Annotated in this window: 20 protein-coding genes; 17 read left to right on the top strand and 3 right to left on the bottom strand. The window is 41.6% G+C overall.

Annotation, left to right across the window (positions count from 1 at the left end; translation table 11 throughout):
• Positions 1–10 precede the first annotated feature (10 nt).
• The 6 genes from LF822_RS16990 to LF822_RS16965 are packed head-to-tail and all read left to right on the top strand — an operon-like array spanning position 11 to position 7,152.
• A complete protein-coding gene (locus LF822_RS16990; protein ID WP_253925274.1) occupies positions 11–721 on the top strand; it encodes a FadR/GntR family transcriptional regulator in 711 nt (236 codons plus the stop codon).
• Positions 722–744: 23 nt separating this feature from the next.
• Positions 745–1,644 (top strand): alpha/beta hydrolase, encoded by a 900-nt coding sequence (locus LF822_RS16985; RefSeq protein ID WP_253925273.1) that lies wholly within the window; start codon positions 745–747, stop codon positions 1,642–1,644.
• Complete coding sequence (locus LF822_RS16980; RefSeq protein ID WP_253925271.1) at positions 1,628–2,527, top strand: DUF6282 family protein; 900 nt, start codon at positions 1,628–1,630, stop codon at positions 2,525–2,527. The genes LF822_RS16985 and LF822_RS16980 overlap by 17 nt, the downstream gene beginning before the upstream one ends.
• 35 nt (positions 2,528–2,562) lie before the next feature.
• On the top strand, positions 2,563–3,954 hold the full coding sequence (locus LF822_RS16975; protein ID WP_253925468.1) for an FAD-binding oxidoreductase: 1,392 nt from the start codon (positions 2,563–2,565) through the stop codon (positions 3,952–3,954).
• Positions 3,947–5,245, top strand: a complete 1,299-nt coding sequence (locus LF822_RS16970; protein WP_253925270.1) for a (Fe-S)-binding protein — start codon at positions 3,947–3,949, stop codon at positions 5,243–5,245. The genes LF822_RS16975 and LF822_RS16970 overlap by 8 nt, the downstream gene beginning before the upstream one ends.
• A 29-nt stretch (positions 5,246–5,274) precedes the next feature.
• A complete protein-coding gene (locus LF822_RS16965) occupies positions 5,275–7,152 on the top strand; it encodes a nitrilase-related carbon-nitrogen hydrolase (RefSeq protein WP_253925269.1) in 1,878 nt (625 codons plus the stop codon).
• 141 nt (positions 7,153–7,293) lie between these two features.
• On the opposite strand, the gene LF822_RS16960 is transcribed toward LF822_RS16965, so the two are convergent.
• Positions 7,294–7,851, bottom strand: coding sequence for a biotin transporter BioY (locus tag LF822_RS16960; RefSeq protein ID WP_253925467.1), 558 nt, complete (start codon positions 7,849–7,851; stop codon positions 7,294–7,296).
• Positions 7,852–8,250: 399 nt separating this feature from the next.
• On the opposite strand from LF822_RS16960, the gene LF822_RS16955 reads away from it, so the two are divergent.
• The 5 genes from LF822_RS16955 (at position 8,251) to LF822_RS16935 (ending at position 12,983) form a co-directional block, all read left to right on the top strand.
• Positions 8,251–9,030, top strand: a complete 780-nt coding sequence (locus tag LF822_RS16955) for a 6-carboxyhexanoate--CoA ligase (RefSeq protein WP_253925268.1) — start codon at positions 8,251–8,253, stop codon at positions 9,028–9,030.
• The gene (gene bioA, locus LF822_RS16950; RefSeq protein WP_253925267.1) at positions 9,017–10,381 is read left to right on the top strand and encodes an adenosylmethionine--8-amino-7-oxononanoate transaminase; all 1,365 of its coding nucleotides are present in this window, start codon (positions 9,017–9,019) and stop codon (positions 10,379–10,381) included. Before LF822_RS16955 ends, bioA begins: the two co-directional genes overlap by 14 nt.
• A 22-nt stretch (positions 10,382–10,403) precedes the next feature.
• Complete coding sequence (gene bioF, locus LF822_RS16945; protein WP_253925466.1) at positions 10,404–11,540, top strand: 8-amino-7-oxononanoate synthase; 1,137 nt, start codon at positions 10,404–10,406, stop codon at positions 11,538–11,540.
• The gene (bioD, locus tag LF822_RS16940; protein WP_253925265.1) at positions 11,541–12,227 is read left to right on the top strand and encodes a dethiobiotin synthase; all 687 of its coding nucleotides are present in this window, start codon (positions 11,541–11,543) and stop codon (positions 12,225–12,227) included.
• A 210-nt stretch (positions 12,228–12,437) separates the two neighbouring features.
• Positions 12,438–12,983 (top strand): CotY/CotZ family spore coat protein, encoded by a 546-nt coding sequence (locus LF822_RS16935; RefSeq protein WP_253925264.1) that lies wholly within the window; start codon positions 12,438–12,440, stop codon positions 12,981–12,983.
• Between the two features lie 174 nt (positions 12,984–13,157).
• On the opposite strand, the gene ppdK is transcribed toward LF822_RS16935, so the two are convergent.
• Positions 13,158–15,833, bottom strand: coding sequence for a pyruvate, phosphate dikinase (gene ppdK, locus LF822_RS16930; protein WP_253925263.1), 2,676 nt, complete (start codon positions 15,831–15,833; stop codon positions 13,158–13,160).
• A complete protein-coding gene (locus LF822_RS16925) occupies positions 15,826–16,650 on the bottom strand; it encodes a pyruvate, water dikinase regulatory protein (RefSeq protein ID WP_253925262.1) in 825 nt (274 codons plus the stop codon). The genes ppdK and LF822_RS16925 overlap by 8 nt, the downstream gene beginning before the upstream one ends.
• Positions 16,651–17,010: 360 nt before the next feature.
• On the opposite strand from LF822_RS16925, the gene LF822_RS16920 reads away from it, so the two are divergent.
• The 6 genes from LF822_RS16920 (at position 17,011) to LF822_RS16895 (ending at position 22,443) form a co-directional block, all read left to right on the top strand.
• Positions 17,011–17,691 (top strand): hypothetical protein, encoded by a 681-nt coding sequence (locus LF822_RS16920; RefSeq protein ID WP_253925261.1) that lies wholly within the window; start codon positions 17,011–17,013, stop codon positions 17,689–17,691.
• A 197-nt stretch (positions 17,692–17,888) separates the two neighbouring features.
• Positions 17,889–18,689: a TrmB family transcriptional regulator gene (locus tag LF822_RS16915; RefSeq protein ID WP_253925260.1), complete on the top strand. Its 801-nt coding sequence runs from the start codon at positions 17,889–17,891 to the stop codon at positions 18,687–18,689.
• Positions 18,690–18,787: 98 nt separating this feature from the next.
• A complete protein-coding gene (locus LF822_RS16910; RefSeq protein ID WP_253925259.1) occupies positions 18,788–19,633 on the top strand; it encodes a beta-keto acid cleavage family enzyme in 846 nt (281 codons plus the stop codon).
• A complete protein-coding gene (locus LF822_RS16905) occupies positions 19,630–20,649 on the top strand; it encodes a ketopantoate reductase family protein (protein WP_371925941.1) in 1,020 nt (339 codons plus the stop codon). The genes LF822_RS16910 and LF822_RS16905 overlap by 4 nt, the downstream gene beginning before the upstream one ends.
• A 70-nt stretch (positions 20,650–20,719) precedes the next feature.
• Positions 20,720–20,869 (top strand): hypothetical protein, encoded by a 150-nt coding sequence (locus LF822_RS16900; protein ID WP_253925258.1) that lies wholly within the window; start codon positions 20,720–20,722, stop codon positions 20,867–20,869.
• A gap of 5 nt (positions 20,870–20,874) precedes the next feature.
• Positions 20,875–22,443, top strand: coding sequence for a sodium:solute symporter family protein (locus LF822_RS16895; protein WP_253925257.1), 1,569 nt, complete (start codon positions 20,875–20,877; stop codon positions 22,441–22,443).
• Positions 22,444–22,662 lie beyond the last annotated feature (219 nt).

Genomic DNA, 22,662 nt, shown 5'->3' with positions numbered 1-22,662 from the left:
ATCCTCTTATATGAAAATAGAACGCAGAAAAGTGTCAATGCAGGTTTTTGATCGTATCAAAGAATACATCCATAAAGAGAAAATGCAGCCTGGTGACCGGTTACCTACCGAAAAGCAGCTGTCAGAGATGTTTGGGGTGAGCCGTACACCAGTAAGAGAAGCGTTAAGCGTACTTGAAGCAAGCGGATTAACCGTTTCGAAGCAAGGTGGAGGCAGTATTGTACAGGCAGCTTCTTTAACTAATTTAATAGAAGAAATACAATTTGAGTTCGTAGATACGGAGGAGGTATTAAACTTACTGGAAACAAGGATTATTCTTGAAACTGAAGCTGCTCGACTAGCCGCTGAACGTGGAACGGCTGATGATAAGTTAATCATTAAGAAAAAACTGGAGGAGATTCGCAGTTCACAGCATGATAACCGTGTGGGAGATAAAGAGGATATCGCCTTTCATAATGCTATTGCAAAAGCTTCTCATAACCCTATTCTTGTTCACAGCGTCGAGAACCTCACTACTCTCTATGAAAAAGCGATTCGTTTTTCCCTTAAGAAAAATATGGGGATTTCCGAAAAGCGGGCCCAGGTACTCAGTGAGCATGAACGTATTTATACAGCCATTCGACTGGGCAATGGGGAACAAGCTGGAGAGGAAATGTACCAACACTTAAGTAATGCATGTAAAAAATTCAAGCATTCATTTGATCAGGCGTTGAATTCTTAATTTAAAAAAAGGGAGAGAAAATGATGATCGAAAAATCCGTACAATTTTACAGTGAAGGGTATAAATTACAGGGGACCATTTACTTTCCTGAAAATTATGAGAGTAAAGGAAAATATCCGGCTATTATTGCTAATTCAGGATATCAAGGAGTAAATGAATTCTATCCAAAAATGTTTGCCCAGGCTTTGACGGAAAAAGGATATATTTGTTTCGGCTTTGATTATCGAGGATTCTCTGACAGCGAGGGGGACCCTGCTCGTGTCATCCTTGAGGAACAGGTGGCTGATATTCGGAATGCCTTGACTTTTTTGCGCGCTCAAAGTGAAGTCGATCATGAACGAATAGGCTTGATTGGATGGGGAATGGGTGGATCGAATGTGGTTCGTGCAGCAGAGAAAGAGGATGTCGCAGCAGTTGCCGCTTTGAATGGTTTTTATAACGGAGAGCGCTGGCTGAAAACTATCCATTCTTATGAAAATTGGTTGAAAGTGTTGGAAGTCGTATATGAAGATCGAATAAGACGTGTAACGACTGGAGAATCAAAACCTGCAGATCCGTTTTTACACTATCCTTTAGACCCTCCTACGCGTGAATACGTGCAAAAAGAGCTGGCTTCTAAGAAAGGGTTCGGGGGACAGACTCGTATTCAATTTACAGATTCGATTCTTGAGTTGGATGCGGAGGCAGCTGCTGAAAATATGGAGGATACCTCACTTTTTGTAGCCCATGGCAAAGATAATGTGCTCCATCCGGTTGAAGAATCTGTATCCCTGTACAATAGTGCTTCTAGTCCGAAAAGATATTATGAGATTAATGGGATGCATAACGATTTTATGTACAGTGATCATCCTGAGTTCACTGCATTAGTCGAAGAACTTCATCTGTTTTTTGAAGAGGCGTTAAGCTATGAATACTCCAAGTAACGCTCAAAACAAATATCATCCATTATTAAAGGGAGCTTATGAACTTCATGTTCATAGCTCTCCTAGTGCTTTTCCAAGGATCCAGACTGATTGGGAACTCGTAGAAGAAGCAAGGAATGCAGGGATGAAGGGATTGGTAATAAAAGCGCATGAAGGAGTCAGTTATGATCGAGCCACCCTTATTCGCTCCCAAATGCCAGACATGAAGGTCTATGGAGGGTTAGTTTGTAATCTTTTTACAGGCGGATTGTCTTCTCATGCGGTAGATATGGCATTACGTATGGGGGCAAAAATCATCTGGATGCCAACAATATCTGCGGAACAGCATGCAAGGTATTTTGCAGAATATCGCCAGGAACGATTTTTTAATAGTGAAAACCCCCTTGACGCTTCCGGGTCCTGTTTAACAATTTTAAATGAAAGTAATGAAGTGAAAGATGAAGTGAAGAGAATTCTGTATTTAATAGCTTCTTACGATGCCGTTCTTGCAACGGGACACCTTTCTCCCCATGAAGTTGATCTTTTAGTAGAAGAAGCCTCAGCTATCGGGGTCAGGCGGATATTGATTCAGCATGCTGACTTAGGCATTGCCCAAATTCCGATGGATTTACAGAAAAAGCTTTCGGCTCAAGGCTGCTATATTGAAAAATGTTATTTAGCTTGCGGGGAAGACTTTAATAATATTTCAGTTCGTCGAATGGCTGAAACTATTCAAATCCTGGGCTCGAAATCTTGTATTCTGGTCACGGACTACGGCCAGCCTCATAATCTACCGCCTGTTCAGGGGCTGAGTGAATTTGTCACTGGGTTATTGAATGAAGGAATAAGTGAAGACATGGTGAGAGAAATGATAACAGCCAATCCTGAATCGCTAATATTTTAGTGTGCTGAAAAGGAGCGTAAAGTGTGAGTAATTGGATGGAAGATCTCAGAGAAGTAATACCAGGCAATCAAATAATGACTGAAATAGCAGATCGATATAGTTATAGTTTTGATGCTTCCTTTGGTGAATATCTTCCTGACGCAGCTGTTCAAGCTAAAACTAAGCAGGAAGTCGTCCATATCGTGAAAATTGCGAATCAATTTAATATCCCTATCTATCCTAGAGGCCAAGGAACTTGTCTAAGCGGAGGGCCCCTCCCTGTGCATGGCGGGATTGTGCTGGACCTTTCACAATGGCCTGAACAAATCGAGCTGAATGCTGACGATTTGACCGTTAAAGTGTCTCCTAGTGTTCTTACAGATCGTATAAATGAAGAAGCTGAAAAGCATGGCCTCATGTATGCTCCTGACCCGAGCAGTGCCCATGTCGCTACCATAGGGGGGAACCTCGCTGAAAATTCAGGGGGACCTCGTGGTTTGAAATATGGCGTTACGAAAGATTTCGTATTAGGACTGGAGCTTGTAACCCCTGAAGGAGAAGTGATACGTACAGGCGGACAAACCATTAAAAATGTGACAGGGTTTGACCTTACCAAGCTGATTGTAGGCTCAGAGGGAACGCTTGGCGTGATCACAGAAGCTACGCTGAAGCTTATGCCTAAGCCTCCCTCAGTACAAACCGTTATGGTCGAGTTTGAGAATGTCCGAACAGCTGGAGAAGCGATATCACGTACGTTAACTTCCGGAATACTACCTTCAAAAATGGAGTTCATGGATAAAGCATGTATACAAGCTGTTGAAAAATTCCAACCATCAGGCCTGCCTGTTGATGCAGAAGCCATTGTAATCATTGAATTAGATGGACACCCAGAAACACTCAAGCTGGAAACAGTGTTGATTGAAAACATTATGGAGGAAATTGGTGCCTCAAATGTCAGTATCCCTGCAACAAGCGAAGAAGCCGCAAAGATCTGGCATGCGAGAAAGCAAGTATCTCCTGCTATTGCTAAAATCAAGCCGACAAAGGTATCAGAGGATGCCACTGTACCGAGAAGTAAAATTCCTGATATGATGGATCGTTTGAATGAAATTAAAGAAAAATACCAGGTGGAAGTGGTTGTGTTCGGTCACGCCGGGGATGGTAACCTTCACCCTAATATTTTGTGTGATAAGCGGGATCAAGAAGAAATGATCCGCGTCGAAAAAGCTGTGGAAGAAATATTTCAGGCGGCTATCAATTTGGGGGGCACGCTATCCGGCGAGCATGGGATCGGCACGATGAAAGCTCCTTTTATGGAACAAGAATTAGGGGCTGTCGGTTTAGAGATGATGAAACGGATCAAAGATAGCTGGGATCCGAACCGGATAATGAACCCAGGCAAAATATTTCCGGAAAAAGGGCAAAAGCTGGTGTTGCGTAATGAGTAAGCTTCAATCGCTGCAAGAGAAAATCAACTATGATAAGACCTTTGATTGTGTTCAATGTGGTTATTGTCTGCCTGCCTGCCCCACCTATGAAACGATGGAAAGAGAAACTCATTCTCCAAGAGGGCGCATTAACCTAGTCAAAATGGTGGCGGAAGGAAAAGCATCTATTGATGATTTGGAAAAACCAATTGAAAAGTGTCTGGGGTGCATGGCGTGCACTACTGTTTGTCCCACTAATGTTCAGTATGGACAAATATTAGAAGGTGCTAAGGAAGTGATTGAAGACCACCAGGTAAAATCGACCTCCCGAAAGAAAATGGAAGACTTTTTGTTCGGTTCCTTCTTCCCTTCTGGAAAATGGATGGACACACTGGGGAGCTTGACCTGGTTTTATCAAAAATCCGGCCTTCAAACCTTTGCCAATCTGCTGCGTTTAACAAAGGCCGCTCCGCTTCATTTAGATAAATTTGAAAAAGTAATTCCCAAGCAGCCTTCTCCTAAGGAGCGCGCCAAACGAACGAAGCGTTATATACGGACAAGACCTGCTCGAGCGAAAGTAGCATTCTTTACAGGTTGCGTAATGGATAGCGTATTCTTTCAAACGAATCAAAATACCATTGAATTACTTTTACGCTGGGGGTTTGAAGTTGTCCTCCCGGAAGAACAAACTTGTTGTGGTGCACTGCACGCTCACTCTGGGAAGGTACATGATTCAATCCACCTTGCCAAACGAAACATTGAGGCTTTTGAGGAGGAAGAAGTAGATTATATTATCAACAACGCTGGTGGCTGTGGTGCACGTATGGTTGAATATGACCACTTATTTGAAGAAGGAACGTCCTGGCATAAGCGGGCTGAACAGTTTGTTTCCAAAATGAAAGATATATCAGAGGTTCTTGTAGAGGTTGATCATGTCTATTTTAATAAGTTAATTGATAAAACGGTAACCTATCAACCCTCATGTCATATGACTAATGTCCAAAAGGTATTATCCCCGCCGCTTCAATTAATGAAGAAAGTTCCCGGACTTACACTGAAAGAATTAGACCGTCCGGATTTCTGCTGCGGTTCAGCTGGGATCTATAATATTATCAATTACGAGGATTCTATGGATATATTAGATGTGAAAATGAGGGACGTGTGTAATGCAGAATCAGAAACGGTGGTAACGACTAACCCCGGATGTCTATTGCAGATGAAGCTCGGGATAGAACGAGAAGGGGTAAATCATACGATGGATGCTGAGCATCTTGTAGATCTTTTATTGGAAGCAGATCCTCAGCAAAGGTAAGGGCTGCGAAATTTATATTTAGAGGTGGTATGTTGAACTATAAAGCCCTATTTGTCGTTTTATTTCTTTTTTTATTCGTTTTTGCTCCTTTTCAGACAGAAGCCGTCACTGAAAAACCTTCTGAAAAAAGGGATCATAAGCAAGAGAAAAAGTTGAATGAACCGTTTAAAGCAGCTTCGATCCAATTTAATCCTGAATTAAAAAAGCCTGAGAAGAACATAAAAGAATTATACAATGAAACCGAAAAAGCTTTTAAGAATGGGGCAAAGTTAGTTGTAGCTCCAGAAATGGCAACTACAGGATATATGTTCGAAAGTCGTGAAGACATTGCTCCTTTTGTTGAACAGATTCCTGGTCCAACTACAGAAATATTCAGTGAGTTAGCCGCTGAATATGATAGTTACATAGTTTTCGGAATGCCTGAAGTAGATCCAGGTACTGATCTCTATTATAATTCATCTGTCCTGGTCGGACCTGAAGGTTTAATAGGGAAGTATCGAAAAATGCATTTGTGGGAAACCGATGCCTACTGGGCTGCCCGTGGTGATTCAGAAGTTCCTGTGTATGATACTGAATTGGGAAAAGTGGCCATGAATATATGCATGGATTCCGCCTATTATGAAACAGCCAGGATATCGGCCGTTAAAGGAGCTGATATATTAGCCTTTCCAACGAACTCGTCCGCCCAGACCATTTCCTCTTTGCCTGCAAGAGCTCAGCAAAATGGTTTATATGTCGTTAGCTCGAATCGTTCGAATACAGAAGAAGGGTTTCATATGGCAGGGGGAAGTGCCATTTGGTCACCTCAGGGAGAGAAATTAGCTGAGGCCCCTTATTCGCCTGATGAAGAAAACGACATTGACGAAACAAAAGTTATATATGACGAGGTAGATCCTGAACACTTTCAAAATGAAAATAAAGAACTGCTAAAGGAAAGACGTCCTGAGTTGTATAAAGAACTAAGCCAATATATTCAACCATGGGACAGTAGAGCAACTACTGAATCTAAAAAAGTGAAGGCTATGGCTTTGCAGTACACCCCAAAACTGAGTGATAAAAAAACAAACCAAAAGAAAATTTCTAAGCTTATAGAAGAAGAGATTTCAACTTCTAAGGAAACGGATTTGCTCGTACTGCCAGAACTTTCTTTTACCGGGCCAGTCGCAGATGAAAGTATAAACTCCATTTATTCTCTATCAGAAAAGGATAAAGGAAACACGTATCAGTTTATATCACAATTAGCGAAGAAGCATAATATCAACATCGTTTATGGAATGATTGAAAGAGAAGAGAATCAATTGTACAATTCTGCAATATTAGTAAATGACAAAGGTGAAATGAAAGGCAAGTATCGTAAAACTCATCTTGACGGTAATGAAAAACGTTGGGCAAGATCAGTTTCCAGCCTGCCTGTATTTGATATAGAGGGTCTTGGGAAAATTGGTTTATTAATCGGTGATGATGTTCGGTTTCCTGAGGCATCAGGAGTACTAAGTGTCAAAAGAGCGGACATGATTGCAGTGCCCGTTTCCTGGAGTGGAGAATATAGCGGCGATATGGAAATCAATAAAAACATCTCTGAAAACCAATATCCAGATAATTCAGTGGTGCTCTGGGATGCTGTGGCAATAGGAGCACAGGCCTACACAATTTTCTCTAACTTTGTTGGAACAGAACATGAGTTTAAAGGAAGCAGCGGCCTTTATACATTAGATCCATTATACGGGTTGGACCAGCCTGTAATAGGGTCCTCTACAGATGAAGAAGCGGTACCTTTTGAATTTAATACAATACAAGCCGAACACTGGTTCAATCAAGAAAAACTGTTACAGTCAAGACACCCTCTCTATTATGAATCACTTATAACCAACCATAATAAAGGTCGAATGTTACCTGAAGCAAAATAATTATATGTTAATTAAGGACGTGGCGGATAGAACAGGAATAACATACATGCAAACCTGCATGCTTGAAGAACCCTCTTAAGTTGAATACTTAAGAGGGTTCTTATGATTAGTTCAAGTTCCTGAAAACCTGTGTCCATCTTACTACCCATAATTCTCTGATCTATTATTTTTTAGTTCATTTTGTAATTCTTTTTTCTTTGGAAGTATTGTTTTAAGAAGAGGATATATCCTTATTGTCAACAGGCTTGTAAAAATAGCAAGTGCGATGTCAATGCCTATGGTACTAAACAACCCTGCAGCCAGTACATGTGACAGGTTGGCGGGTTCGCTCAGCCATAGGTTCAATGACAGATAAAGATAAGGGACCCCTATTGCATAAATAACACCAGTTCCGATTAAGTTGGCAGCAATAAAATGTCTTCGAGCAGGGTGCTCGAAGCGTTCAATAATGAATCCGATGACATAGGCACCTATAGTGAAGCCAATTAAATATCCAAACGTCGGCTGCAATATGTATACAGGCCCTCCACCTTGAGTAAAAACCGGAACTCCAGCTAAGCCGACAAGAAGATAGACCAATTGACTTAGTAACCCTAGCTTGCTTCCTAATAATGACCCCGCCAAAAACACCACAATAATTTGCAGTGTAAAAGGAACAACGGGTAACGGGACTTTTATGAAGGCGCCAATTGCAGTCATTGCTGCGAATATTGCAACTAATGTAAGTGATAGAGTTTTAGAGTTTTTCAATTTCCTCGTTCCTTTCTTTCGTTCCCTCAATAGCATCCTCTATTAGATTAAATTCCCTATATTTATAGAATAAGCATAGAAGAAGTGGTTTTGGTATGTCAATGTCAACTTATAATATTTAAGGTTAACATAAAGATGATACGGTCTATAACTACAGTATCCAAACACAAAATACTTATCTGCCAAACAAAAATGTTGTTCCTCTTACTTTTGTAATTATTATAGGAATTTAAACCTTCTTGAAAAATTCAATGAAAAATGTAAACTTATAATTGTTAAGGTTAACATTTTGGGGAAGGAGAAACTTTGAATTCGATTTATATTTTATTGGCGGGGGGTAGTGAATCGATGGACGATCGCGAATTATACAGCATAAGAATGAGAGCTGCACTTGGCGGTCCTCATGAAGATGGAGGCAAGCATATATCAGGCGGCGAACACCTTTCTGCCAAAGCTTCTATGCAAATAAAAGTACTTGAGTTAATTGATAAGGCATTTACTCATAAACGAGGTGAGCCAACTTTCTTTCAACTGACGATTGATAAGGTAGAAGAGGACGGACAAATGATCAAGCCGTTACCTGTCTCTACCTTCGATTCGTCGGATGCTGCACAGGGGAGAAGAATAGCTTACTCTCTCCTTGCCGATCACGGAATATCAGAAGAAATTATTAAAAAAGCTATGAATCTATTTGAGAGCATCAATAACACCACAGGAGCTCTGATTATCAATGCAAAAACTGGCGAACGTCTTGATGAAAAAAAGGAACAGGGAGTGCGCGTTTCCCGTCTGGAATGGAAGAAAGAGAACTTTGAAGAATGGTGTAAGCAAAAAGAAATGCCGGTAAATCAGCGGATGAAAGAGGCCCTGACTTTGGCAACAAAGGTGTGTGCCCACCCCTTAACCATAGCTGAGTTGTGCTGGAGTGATGATCCTGATTATATTACAGGGTATGTTGCTAGTGGTGCAAAAGGGTATCAGAGAATTACAAAGCTCAAGGAATATGGTGACGAGACGGGTGGACGTTTGTTTTTTATCAAGGATGACCAGCCGATTGAGTCGTACATTCACTATTTACAGAAGATACCGGTTTTAATAGAAACGGAGGAGAATTATGAACTTAATTGATAAAAGTAAAAAATACTTGTGGCTGCCGTTTACACAAATGAAAGATTATGATGAAAACCCACTAATTATTGAAAGCGGAAAAGGAATAAAAGTGAAGGATATCAATGGAAAAGAATATTACGATGCCTTTTCTTCTGTATGGTTAAATGTACATGGACATCGTAAGAAAGAGTTGGATGAGGCTATACGCGAGCAATTAGATGAGATTGCACATTCCACCTTACTTGGAATGACGAATGTTCCCGCTACAGAACTGGCAGAAAAATTAGTCAAAATTGCTCCTGAATCCTTAAGCAGAGTCTTTTATTCGGACAGTGGGGCAGAAGCGGTTGAAATTGCTGTAAAGATGGCCTATCAATATTGGCAAAATATCGGGGAAACGACCAAACAGAAATTCATCTCGATAAAGAATGGATATCATGGAGATACAATCGGGGCAGTTAGTGTGGGTGCCATTGACATTTTTCATAAGGTCTACGGTCCTTTAATGTTTGAAGGATTTAAAGCAACGGTTCCTAATGTCTACCGGTATCCTGCAGAGGATCCTGAAAAATGCTGTGATGAAGCACTTGACACGCTTGAGTTGTTATTAAAGGAGCATCATCAGGAAATTGCCGGATTAACTGTTGAATCTATGGTCCAGGGTGCAGGTGGAATGATTATTATGCCAGATGGTTATTTATCCGGCGTTCGGGAACTGTGCACCAAATATAATGTACTTTTGATTATTGATGAAGTAGCTACCGGATTTGGGCGTACTGGTAAGATGTTTGCCTGCGAGCATGAAGGTATTGAACCTGATCTCATGGCAGCAGGGAAAGGAATTACTGGTGGTTACCTGCCTATCGCCATTACATATACAACTGAAAAAATTTATGAGGCATTTTATGATGACTATACCAATTTGAAGACTTTTTTTCACGGGCATTCCTATACCGGAAACCAGCTTGGATGCGCAGCAGCATTAGCCAACCTCAAATTATTTGAGAAAGAGCATATCCCTCAACAGGTAGCTAAGAAGTCTGAGTATTTATATGAATTATTTGAAGAAATGCTCGCCCTCCCACATATAGGGGACATTCGTCAACTCGGTTTCATGTGCGGGATTGAGCTCGTTTACGACGGTAAAACGAAAGAGCCTTTTCCTTTCGAAAGAAGAACAGCCTATAAAGCATCATTAAAAATGAGAGAATTAGGGCTTTTGACAAGACCCACCGGTGATGTAGTTGTCTTTATGCCTCCTCTTGCCAGTACAGAAGAAGAATTAAAAGAAATGGTTCAAATTATGAGAAAAGCTATTGAAAGTGTTACAACAGAGGAGGCGCTTCAGGTTGCCTCGACAAACTCATGATTGGATCGTACAGGAAGTAGAAATGATTAAGGAGCAGGGGCTGTATAGAAATCTTAGGATTATTTCTCCCTCTCATACACCAGGGAAATCTTACGTAGATGGAATAGAGAGGATCATGGCATCTTCTAACAATTACTTAGGTTTAGCAGGGGATAAAAGGTTGACCGAGGAAGCTGTGAAAATTATGAAAGAGTATGGGGTAGGAAGCACCGGCTCAAGACTGACCACTGGCAATACCACATTTCATGAGAAGCTGGAGAAGCGGATCGCTGAGTTCAAAAAGGATGAGGCTGCACTCATCTTCTCCAGCGGATACCTTGCCAATATTGGAGTGATGTCCAGCTTGCCAGGAGAAGGGGACGTGATTATAAGTGACCAGCTCAATCACGCAAGTATTATTGATGGGTGCAGACTCAGTAAGGCGAAGACAAGTATTTACCGTCATATAAATATGGAGGATTTAAAAGAAAAATTAATTCATAGTCAACATTATAACCGGAGATTTATCGTAACTGATGGGGTTTTTAGTATGGATGGGAACATTGCTCCATTGCGTGAAATCAAAGCATTAGCAGACATTTATAACGCTTATGTCATAGTAGACGATGCTCATGCCACAGGGATTTTAGGGGAAAACTCCAGAGGGACAGGTGAACACTTTGACGTATCTGTAGATGTAACCATAGGAACATTTAGTAAATCTATCGGTACAGAAGGAGGGTTTGTCACTGGGGCAAGGTCGCTGATTGACTATTTACGAAATAGGGCAAGATCTTTCATTTTTCAAACAGCACTCCCGCCGAGCATAATGGCATCAACCTTAAAGGCTATTGATATCATCGAATACAGTCCACAGCTCCGGGTGCATATGCAACAATTAATTCGCATTATTCGCAATGAACTTCTTGATTATGGCTTTGAGGTGAGAGGGGAACACACTCCTATTATACCAGTCGTTATTGGGTCATCCGAAAAAGCAATGAATTTTTCTGAAAAGCTCGAAATGAACGGAGTGTTCGCTCCAGCCATTCGGCCTCCAAGTGTCCCGAATGGGGAAAGCAGGATTCGAATGACGATCATGGCGACACATACTGAACAAGATATTCAGCAAATCTGTAAGGCCTTTTATAAGGTTGGAAAACAGCTGGAGGTGATTTAATTGGGACAAGGAATTTTTGTTACAGGAACGGACACAGGCATCGGAAAAACATTTGTAGCAGCGGGAGTAGCGGCGGCGTTATCAGAAAAAGGTGTGGATGTAGGTGTTTTTAAACCGATGCTGAGTGGTGAAAATCGCGAAGATCCAGCAAGTGACACGATGATTTTAAAATCCATGTCTGGTGATGAATCCCCACCATCAGACATCACCCCCTTTCAGTTCGATGAACCACTGGCACCATATCTCGCTGCTAAACGTCAAAATATTTCAGTGAAACAATCAGATGTGCTAAATTCTTGGAATCATATCAAACACCGCCATTCCTTTAATATTGTAGAAGGGGCAGGCGGCATCGCAGTACCTTACGGAGAAGATTTTCTCGTGAGTGATGTTATGAAGGATATCAATCTTTCAGTGCTTGTAGTCGCCCGCCCCAATTTGGGTACAGTTAACCATACTTTTTTGACTGTGGATTATGCTCGTAGATGCGGATTAAATGTGCTCGGTGTGGTCATAAATGGGTTTAACTCCGCAAGAGCAGAAGCAGCTGACTATACCAACCCTGAACTGATCGAGCAATTCTGCAAGGTACCTGTTCTCGGGATCATCCCTCAAACTGATAAAATAGATAAGAAGACGCTAGTGGAGTTATTCCAATCTAAGATGGATCTATCATTTTTTACGTAGCAGGTGTTGTGTGTTGAAGAATTTCTCGGCTGTGCAGTTTTTTTACAAGCAAAGCTATTTTAAGTATCCAAGTAGAGCTCGAAAATTGCAAGGCTATTTTACATTGATACAGATTGAACAATGATTTTCAAAAATAGGCATTCATACAACCATTCCCCCTCCTTAACCATACAATATGGATTAATTGGCTAATGAAGGAGACCAGGTAAAATGAGTTGTGGAAAAGAAAATGATTTTAACACCTGTGTGTGTGAGACTGTCCGCCAGATTGTCCGGGCCCAGGACGAAGCGGCAGACGGCTGTTCCACAGGGTGTGCGGAATCGATTAGAGATTTAGTTTCACCATCTTCGGATGAAAATGGGGCTGCGACCAGCATTCCATTCGCCCTTTATTGTAAGGGGAACTGCAAACCCTTTATTGGAAGCGGGATTTTCAAGCATCCTCTTGGTGAATCAGGGATGAATGCTTTACGTTGTGTGAAAACTCCTATCTTCCGGGCGAAAAGATTCGTGGATGAGGAGGAGTGCTGTGTTCATTTAGAATTACTGCTTCCGGTTACTATGGGAGGGTCGACTCCGGGACCTAGTGGAGATGGGACTCAAATATGTGATTACTTCCCGGGTAATAGTATAAGAAATTTACAGGCAACTGGGATATGCATCACGGTAGATTTGGATTGTTTCTGCGGAATCGTCTGTCTGGATCCTGTCACGCCTCTGCCTGCCTCTGAATTTAATATAAATGACGAGGACTAAAGGGAGCAGCGATTACGAACTAAATTAAGAACTCTTTCAGTTATTTGAGAATTAATGCTAGTTATTGAAGAACTCATCAGTGTTATGAAAGAATTATTGGCCTAAATTGAGAAACTAATTCTTAAAAAATAGAACCCTAAACTATATTGGAGATTTGTTTAGGGTCCTATTTTATTAATTATGCTGAGGTTCTTTTATAAGGCTGTTTTGCTCGCTCCGAATAGTTGCCTGAGCTGCCGCAAGCCGTGCTGCGGGCACGCGGAAAGGGGAGCAGCTTACATAATCTATCCCTGAATCATAGCAGAATTGAATCGATTCTTTTTCTCCGCCATGTTCTCCACAAATCCCTGTTTTTAGTGCAGGTTTCGTTTCCCGGCCCAGTTGGACCCCAGTTTCTACAAGTTTACCTACACCTTCTTGATCTAGCGAAACAAACGGATTTTGCACGAGGACTTCATTTTCAACATAATGCTGGAGGAACTTCCCTTCTGCATCGTCACGGCTGAATCCAAAGGTGGTTTGCGTTAAATCGTTGGTTCCAAAAGAGAAAAAGTCCGCTTCCTGAGCAATTTGGTCGGCTGTGAGTGCGGCGCGTGGAGTTTCGACCATGGTCCCAATGAGGTAATCGAATTCCTGGTCTTTTTCTTCTTGTACCTGGCTGCCAACATTGATGACGAGCTGGCGCATTTCTTTAAGTTCATTCACATGGCTGACCAACGGTATCATGATTTCCGACTTAACGTTAATTCCTTTTTTCATCACGTTGGACATGGCATAAAATATGGCTTTTGCCTGCATTTCGTAGATTTCAGGATGAATCATTCCCAGTCGGCAGCCGCGATGGCCTAACATGGGATTTGACTCCTCTAATACGCGCACTTTACGTAAGAGATTTTGCTTTTCCTGTAATTCGTTTGAGTTCGAATCTGTTATTTGCAGCTTTGTCACATCCACCAGCAGTTCTTCCTTATCCGGCAGAAATTCATGGAGAGGCGGGTCTAATAACCGAACGGTAATGGGATGTCCCTGCATCGTTTCAAATATTTTCTCGAAGTCCTCCTGCTGCATAGGTAAGAGCTGATCGAGAGCGTCATTACGTTCCTGGCTGGTTTCAGAAAGGATCATACTCTGTACTGTTGGAATACGAGAGGGATCCATAAACATATGCTCTGTACGGCAGAGTCCAATTCCTCCTGCTCCAAATTCCAAGGCTTTCGCAGCGTCGGCCGGGTTATCAGCATTTGCTCTTACTCCCATTTTTGTCTCTCCATCTGCCCAGCTCAGCAGCAGTTGGAATTCGTCTGAAAGCTGTGGTTCGATCATTGGAATTTCACCAAGAAAGATTTCACCTGTTGAGCCATCAATAGTAATTGTATCGCCATGGTTGACGGTTGTAGCTCCTACGTTAAATTGTTTTGCCTCTAAATCTATCTTTAATGATTCACAGCCGCATATGCACGCTTTTCCCATACCTCTGGCTACAACGGCGGCATGGCTGGTCATTCCTCCGCGGCTTGTAACGGTTGCCTGAGCAGCCACGATGCCGTGGATATCATCTGGTGTTGTTTCAGGGCGGACAAGAATAACTTTTTTCCCGCTTTTAGAAAGCTCTTCGGCTTCATCCGCATCAAAGACGACTTGACCTGTAGCTGCGCCTGGTGAAGCTGGCAGACCTTTAGCGAATTGTTTTTCTGTATGGTCGGGATCGATGTGATGATGGAGCAGCTGATTGAGCTGATCAGGATCCACGCGTAAAAGAGCCTCTCGTTTATCCATAATGTTTTCTCTTACTAATTCAACAGCAATTCTAATGGCTGCCTGGGCTGTGCGTTTCCCATTCCGTGTCTGGAGAATAAACAGATTTCCGCTTTCTACTGTAAATTCAATGTCCTGCATATCTTGGTAGTGATTTTCTAACAGCTGACACGTATCAATCAATTGCTGATAGACGTCTGGCATGTCTTCTTGAAGGGAAGCAATTGGCTGCGGCGTTCGAATGCCTGCTACCACGTCTTCTCCCTGGGCGTTAATTAAATATTCTCCATAGAGCTTCGATTCGCCGGTCGAGGGGTTGCGGGTGAAAGCAACTCCCGTACCGGAGTCCTCACCCATATTGCCGAACACCATGCTTTGAATATTGACAGCAGTACCCAGGTGGCCTGGTATCTGGTGAAGACGACGGTACAATACAGCCCGCTGGTTATTCCAGGAGTCAAACACAGCGTTGATGGTCAGGAATAATTGCTCCTTAGGATCTTCAGGGAAGCTTCGTTTCGCTTGATTCAGCACAATCTCTTTGAATTCTTTAATTACTTTTTTCCAATCGTCAGCCGTTATTTCTGTATCGGAATGGTATCCTTTTTCTTCGCGGATATGGTCTAACCGCTGCTCGAAATGATAGTTGTCTACATCCAGAACTACGTCGCTGAACATTTGAATAAACCTGCGGTAGGAATCATACGCAAACCGCGGGTTGTTTGTAAGCTCTGCCATTCCCTTTACGGTTTCATCATTCATCCCGAGATTCAGTACAGTATCCATCATTCCAGGCATGGAATGGACGGCACCTGAGCGTACGGAAACGAGCAGCGGGTTGGATGGATTACCTAATTGTTTGCCTGTTTTTTTCTCAAGTGCCTGCAGTGCTTCCAGTACTTGAAATTCAGCTTCAGGAGGAATCACCTGGCCTGCATCGTAATAGGAATTACACGCAGCTGTTGTAATTGTAAACCCATATGGAACAGGTAAACCGATACGCGTCATTTCAGCTAGATTAGCACCTTTCCCTCCTAAAAGTTCCTTCTTGCTGCTGCCGGATTGATCAAACATGAAGACAAATTTATTATTCATTATGCAAACTCCCCCTTTTGTTAAACATGGCTAAAATGACTTCAGCTGTCTCTTCAATGGCCTTATTGGAGACATCAATGATAGGACAGCCGATTTTTTTCATAATTTGTTCAGCACTTTCTAATTCTTCAAGAATTCGATCTAATGAGGCATAATTTGCTGGAGCTGTTAACCCCAGACTTTTCAGCCGTTCTTTGCGGATGCTGTTTAATTTCTCAGGTGTAATGATTAAGCCGACACATTTTTTTCTTGGAATCGAAAAAAGCTCTTGAGGAGGCGGAATCTCTGGGATGAGAGGTACATTGGCTACTTTAAACTTTTTATTTGCTAGATACATAGAAAGGGGAGTCTTTGAGGTTCTCGAAACCCCTACGATGACAATGTCGGCTTGTTTTAACCCCCGCACTTCCTGACCATCATCATACTTTACGGCAAATTCAATGGCTTCCACTCGTTTAAAATAGTTCTCATCCAGCTTCCTCATTAGTCCCGGTTGATGGTTGGGTTCAATATTAAACTTTTGAGTGAACGCCTCCATCAGCGGATGTATCAAGTCAACCGCCATGATTCCTTCTTCTGCTGCTCGTTGATCAAGGTATTCCTTTAAAGCGGGCAGAACGATGGTGTAAGCAATAATGGAGTGACTATACTTCGACACCGTAATGACGTTATTAATATCCTGCTCATTCTCTACATAGGAAAAATGCTTAATTTCAATATCCTGCCCAAGGAATTGACTCGTCACAGCTTTAACCATCATGTCAGCTGTTTCCCCGACTGAATCTGACACGACATATACTTTTTCTTTTTTAGACACGATTAATCTCCCTATTCTTTAAGTAGTAGAAGATGCTGTATGGAGCGGCATATATAAGTACAAATTTAATAGACTTACTGTTGATCGCCTCCCTTTACGGATTTACTCCGCTAAATTAATGTGACACACTATTTATTTTGTTTCCAATTAATATGTCATACTATTTCTTTGAATAGTATAGTATCATTATTTGGATTTTGTTACAACAAAAAGATAGTTTCTGGCTGGTTAAACTTAATAGAACCACGTACTAGTTGAGCTTCTATTTTTTTATAGTAATCCTGCTGGATCTGCAGAATTTGTCCAATCATTCGTTAAATCTATGAATATTTTAGTAGAAACAAGAAAGGAGGTGTTCATATGAGAAAAAATTATAACAAGCAGCAAGTTGTTAATCGAGAGTCTGATAGTGAGCAGGTCCGTAAACAACAGCTGGAAGCGACGAGAAGACAGGTTGAAGAGGCGCTGAGTCAAGCCAACGAAGTAGAGGATACTGAATCAATTCAGCAGCTTGAAGACCTATTGTCGACTTTTGAGCAGGCCCAACAAGCCAACTGTCCTGCTATCCTGATTGATCAGTGTGCGTTAGAGCTGCCGGCCAACTCGGTGATAGGTGTGACAGAACCTCCATTAATTATCAGTGTTCTAAATGATCCTTTCTTCCTTGACTGTTGTATTACTCCAGTCCAAGTGTCAGCATCCACGCCATGTGGAGATGTAGAGGGAGTGACAGTGAATGAAGTGAAAGCTGTAGGGTATCTCAATTATTATTTTAATCTTGAATTTGATACATTTTTTGATGATGGCGAGTCAAACTGTACAGCGATCAACCGTTTACCGTTTTCATGTACGGGTACAACGTGTGCCAACGAAGTGCTTTGTTATGCCTCGGTAAAGGATTCAGATCCGTGCCCTGATTTCTGTAATTTCGGCGTACAGTCTTTCGCTGTCTTATTGGATGTAATCCTTACAGACAACAAGGCTGTTTTGAATTATGCAGTTATTCACTTGCTGCCGGGATGTGATAGAGAAAATGATTAAAACTATGCAATCATAAACTTATAAGTTAATTCAAAAACCCCGGAGAAAGCGTTCAAGCTTTCTCCGGGGTTTTGTTGATTACAAAAAAGATATAAAAATCTGAAAATCACAAAGTTATTGACAAATTAACTACCTGGGTAGTAAAGTAATAATCAATAATTATACTACCTTTGTAGTAAGTAAATGAGGGGTTGAACATGGAAGAAATTATTACAACTTTAAAAGAATTTGGAATGACTGAATATGAGGCGAAGATTTACATTACTCTTTTAAGACATCAACCATCCAACGGAAATACAATTGCAAAATTATCTGGAGTTCCTGCTCCAAAAGTGTATGGTGCATTACAAAAAATGAGAGAACAAGGTTTGGTATTTACTGTATCAGGAGGGGATAACGGAAAAAAAGTCCGTTACAGCCCTCTGCCTTATAAAGAACTATTGAAATCAAAAAAGGACACATTTATGGATCACCTGGAATTTCTTGATCATTCACTTGAAGAGGTTTCTTCACGTAGTGACGTAGAATGGTCAGAATTGTTTCTGATCGAGGGATATTCAGCTTCGATGGAAGTGGTTCACACTGCTATTACAGAATGTGAATCTCAAGTGATCATTAGCTGCTGGAAAAGAGAGTTTGATGTATTGAAAGAACTTCTTCTCAAGACTCATCAACGCGGTGTCAAGATAGTGACTTTTATATTTGATGATGAGCCGGGTGAGGTTCCCTGGAATAGTTTCACCCATTATAAAGAGGAGGTAGCGCTGGGGCGTCATAGAGGAGAGTTATCCATTGTAGTCGATAATAAAAAAGCGATTCTGCTTCAATCCTTAGAGGATTCTCCGCATTCGGTTGTATCAAGCCATCCTGTTATGGTATCTACGACCAGAAATTATATTAGGCATGATATTTATGTGAATAGGATTATTAATGACTTCGAGGAAACAATTACTGATTATTACGGTACTAACCTTGAAGATTTAATTAATGATTTTTAGTATTAAGCAAGTGAAGCAAGTCAAATCTGCTATGTCCGTCAGCTTTAGTTCGCAGCTTTTTGAAAGCGCTTCACTAAAAATGCAGGGAGGAATGTTGTATGGAAAAATTAATAATTACGGTTGCTCCAACAGGGGCGCAGACCACCCGGGAACATACACCTCATGTACCTTTATCACCAAAAGAAATAGCTGATTCTATCTATGAATCTTGGAAAGCCGGGGCTGCCATTGGTCATGTACACGTAAGGGATGTAATGGGAGAAAATACAATGGATTTGGATGTTTATCAGGAAGTCATTGATCGGGTGAAAGAACAGTGTGACATTATTTTAAATTTAACAACGGCAGGGGGATTAGTAACGACGGAGGAAGAACGGCTTCGTGTATGTGAATTGAATCCGGAAATGGCCACGTTTGATGCGGGTTCAATGAATTTTGGTTCTGGGGTGTTCTACAATACTCCAGCCTTCTTAGAGAAGCTGGCATCTGAAACACAAAGACGAAACATAAGACCTGAAATCGAAGCTTTTGATGTAGGTATGATTGATAACGCTTTGCGTATCGCGAAAAAAGGACTACTGGAGGCACCTTACCATTTTCAATTCGTTTTAGGTGTGGCGGGAGGTATGCCGGCAACACCTAAAAACTTGATGCATATGGTGGACAGCATACCGGAAGGGTCAACGTGGTCAGCAATTGGAGCCAGCAGACACCAGTTAACGATTAATACCATGAGCATTCTATTAGGCGGGCACGTACGTGTAGGGATGGAGGATAGTGTATATTTTCGTAAAGGCGAATTAGCGAGAACAAATGCTCAATTTGTAACTCGTATTGCTGAATTAGCAAAGACGTTAGGGAGAGAAGTTGCAACACCTGATGAAGCGAGACAGATCTTAAAGCTGCAAAAGAATAGCATGAAAAGGGTAGGAGGAAAAGCATGAAAATTGCAGTGCTGGGTGCAGGGTCTTTAGGAATAATTGTCGGCTCTTTAATACAGAAGGGTGGTTACGATGTTGAATTAATTGATGTGAATCAAGAGAATGTGGATGCGTTAAATCAACACGGGGCGAGAATGACAGGCTTTTTAGATTTAACGGTTCCTGTAACAGCCAGACACCCGAAAGATTTCAGTGAAGAATATGATGTTGTCTTTTTACTTACGAAGCAGGTTTTCACTGCAGCTTCCTTACAATCCATCCTCCCATATCTTCATGAGGAGAGCATTGTTTGTACACTTCAAAACGGGGTTCCTGAAGAAAAGGTGGCATCAATTGTAGGAAGCGGCCGGACGATGGGAGGGGCAGTCGGCTTTGGAGCTGCTTGGTCTGGACCAGGGGTTTCCAATTTGACCACAGAAGTCAGTACGATGAAGAAATATGCTTTTGACGTTGGGGAGCTTCATGGGGAGATTACGGATCGGATTATAATGGTCAAAGAAATATTAGATACGGTAGGGCACTGTGAAATCAGTACAAATATCCAAGGAGTGAGATGGTCTAAATTACTAATGAATGCTACATTCAGTGGAATGTCAGCTGTTCTTGGCTGTACTTTTGGAGAGGTATTAAAAGATGCCGATGCTATGAAAATTCTAGCCAATATTGCTGATGAAACGATCAAGGTCGCTCATTCACACCAAATTACACTAGAACAAATGCAAGGAAAAGATTTTGGATTTCTGGAGCTGGAGAACCAGAGCGCGATTTCCGATAAACTCGATTTTTATAATGAAGTCTGGGGACCACACGCCAATCTTAAGGCAAGTATGCTGCAGGATTTGGAAAATGGGAAGCCGACTGAAATTAACTATATTAATGGCCATGTAGTAAAAAAGGAATGCAGTCTAATGTACCGACACCTTATAATCAATTCGTGTGCCAGATTGTCCAGAAAGCCGAAAAAGATAAAAAAGTGCCTGACTTTGGGGAAAGCATGGGTAAATGTCAATTGTTCTTAAATAATAATGTAAACGCATTCAATTGAAATGAATGAGCTTATGGACAAAAAATGAAGGTGGGGTAATTTAAATGATTATTGCCTTAATGACATGGTTCACTACAATTATTTTTTCGATGGTGTTAGGTACATATTTATGTTTCAGGATTGAAAAGCATGGAGTGAAACGCTGGGGCGCTACAGGAAGGTTGTATCAATACAAGCAAAAAGAAGGGGAGTGAGTGGTATGGTCTACTTAATCGTTCTTGGTTTATACGTTGCTTTCGTTATATGGACTTCAATTAGAAGCCTGAGGCATGCTGAATCTATGTCTGACTTTACTACCGGCGGCCACCGAATGGGACTTTTGTTAGGTATTGGTACAACTACAGCTACATGGGTTAGTGTTGCTTCTGTTATGGGAATTCCAGGATATCTCTATAGTAACGGCGTTTCCGCTATAATTGGCTGGGTGGCGGGATGGTTTTTGGCAACCGCCTTAATGCCCTTGGTTGCGTACAAGGTTCGCAGGCCGGAAATTCCAGCACGAACCTTTCCAGAATATATTCATATGAGATTCGAGCCCTTTCGAAAGGTAAGTCATTTACGCACCATAGTAGGAGCTATCATGTTTATCGGATACTTTTTATTTGTCCATTTACAGGTAGTCGGATTTGGTATTGTCTTCTCGACGATCACCGGATTTGATTATCAGTATGCGATATTCGCATTTTTAATTTTCCTGCTTTTTACAAGCATCGGAGGCTTCTGGTCAGTTGCTGCAACAGATACATTAAATACGCTCTTAATCGTGTTGGGTGTCATTTTAGGTGGAGCTTCTGTGTTAGCTGCCACAGGTGGATTGGCAAACATAGTGGACACCATTTCCGCCACTACTCAACCTACAAATTTGGGTGGAAGTGAAATACCAGAAGGATCAATGATTTCCCCGGTGGGTACATTTGGTTTAGGGGCTTTGCTTGCTATTTTTATGTCAAATGCAGTCGGGTCTATTGTGTCCCCTCACTGGGTTACGAGAATGCTGGCTCCTAGAAATGTTAAAGTTGCTGTCTTGCAAGTCATGGGTTCGCTTCTCGTATTAATCGTCATCTTTATACCATTAATCATAATGGGGCTGGGTGCGAAGACATTAATCCCTAGTTTACCGGCAGATCAGACTACGGATTATATCATTCCCTTAATTGTACAGGAGTACACCCCGCCTTTAGTTGGTGCCTTAACATTAGTGGCATTATGTGCCGCCGCGGTCTCGTCAGCGAATTCAATGCTTTTACACTGTGCAACTTCCTTATATTATGACGTATACTTAAACATTTTCTCGAAAAAGCAAATAACTGAAAAGAAGTTCAACATGAATCTTAGAATTGGAATGTTTGTCATTGCGGTCATCGCAGTGGTCAGCTCCATTACTCCACCCTGGTTCCTTGCCATGGGATTCACCTACGTTTATGGAGGCTTTGGAGCAGTATTTTTTGCTGTAGTCATCTTAGGGCTGTATTGGAAGCGGATGAATAGAGCCGGAGCCTATGTATCTATGCTCGTTGGGCTTTTTACGTATATTATTGCTCAATTTCTTAATGCAACCAACCCGTTCTTGATCGCCCTGTCAGCTTCGTTAATAGGTGTTCTTCTCGTAGTCTTTTTCACCAAGAGATCTCCGGTTGAGGCCTATGAGCCTTATTTCAAAGCAGAAATAAGCCAATCAACAAAGCAGACCATTCTCGATATACAAAAAAACGAAACAGATCCAAGTGTCATTAGTGACGAGCCAAAAATTACGAAGAAGGACGCATAAACTACAGATCGAAGGGTTTGCTTGCGAGACTGTTGTTGATCAAACAGTTGAACTTGTTGAAGCAGCTGCCGGCGCTGTAAATAGATGAGACTAAAAAGCTGGGCTCTTCCATAGTGTCCAGCGTTTTCACGCTATCAAGCCCCGTTTAGAGAAATTATGAATAGTAAAGTCAAAAGTTCCCCACATGATTCATTCACCTTCTACTCATACTAGCATGTA

The sequence above is a fragment of the Halobacillus sp. A5 genome, from assembly GCF_024189315.1.
In the GTDB taxonomy this organism is placed as follows: Bacteria; Bacillota; Bacilli; order Bacillales; family Halobacillaceae; genus Halobacillus_A.
This window is presented reverse-complemented; position numbering and strand designations above follow the sequence as displayed.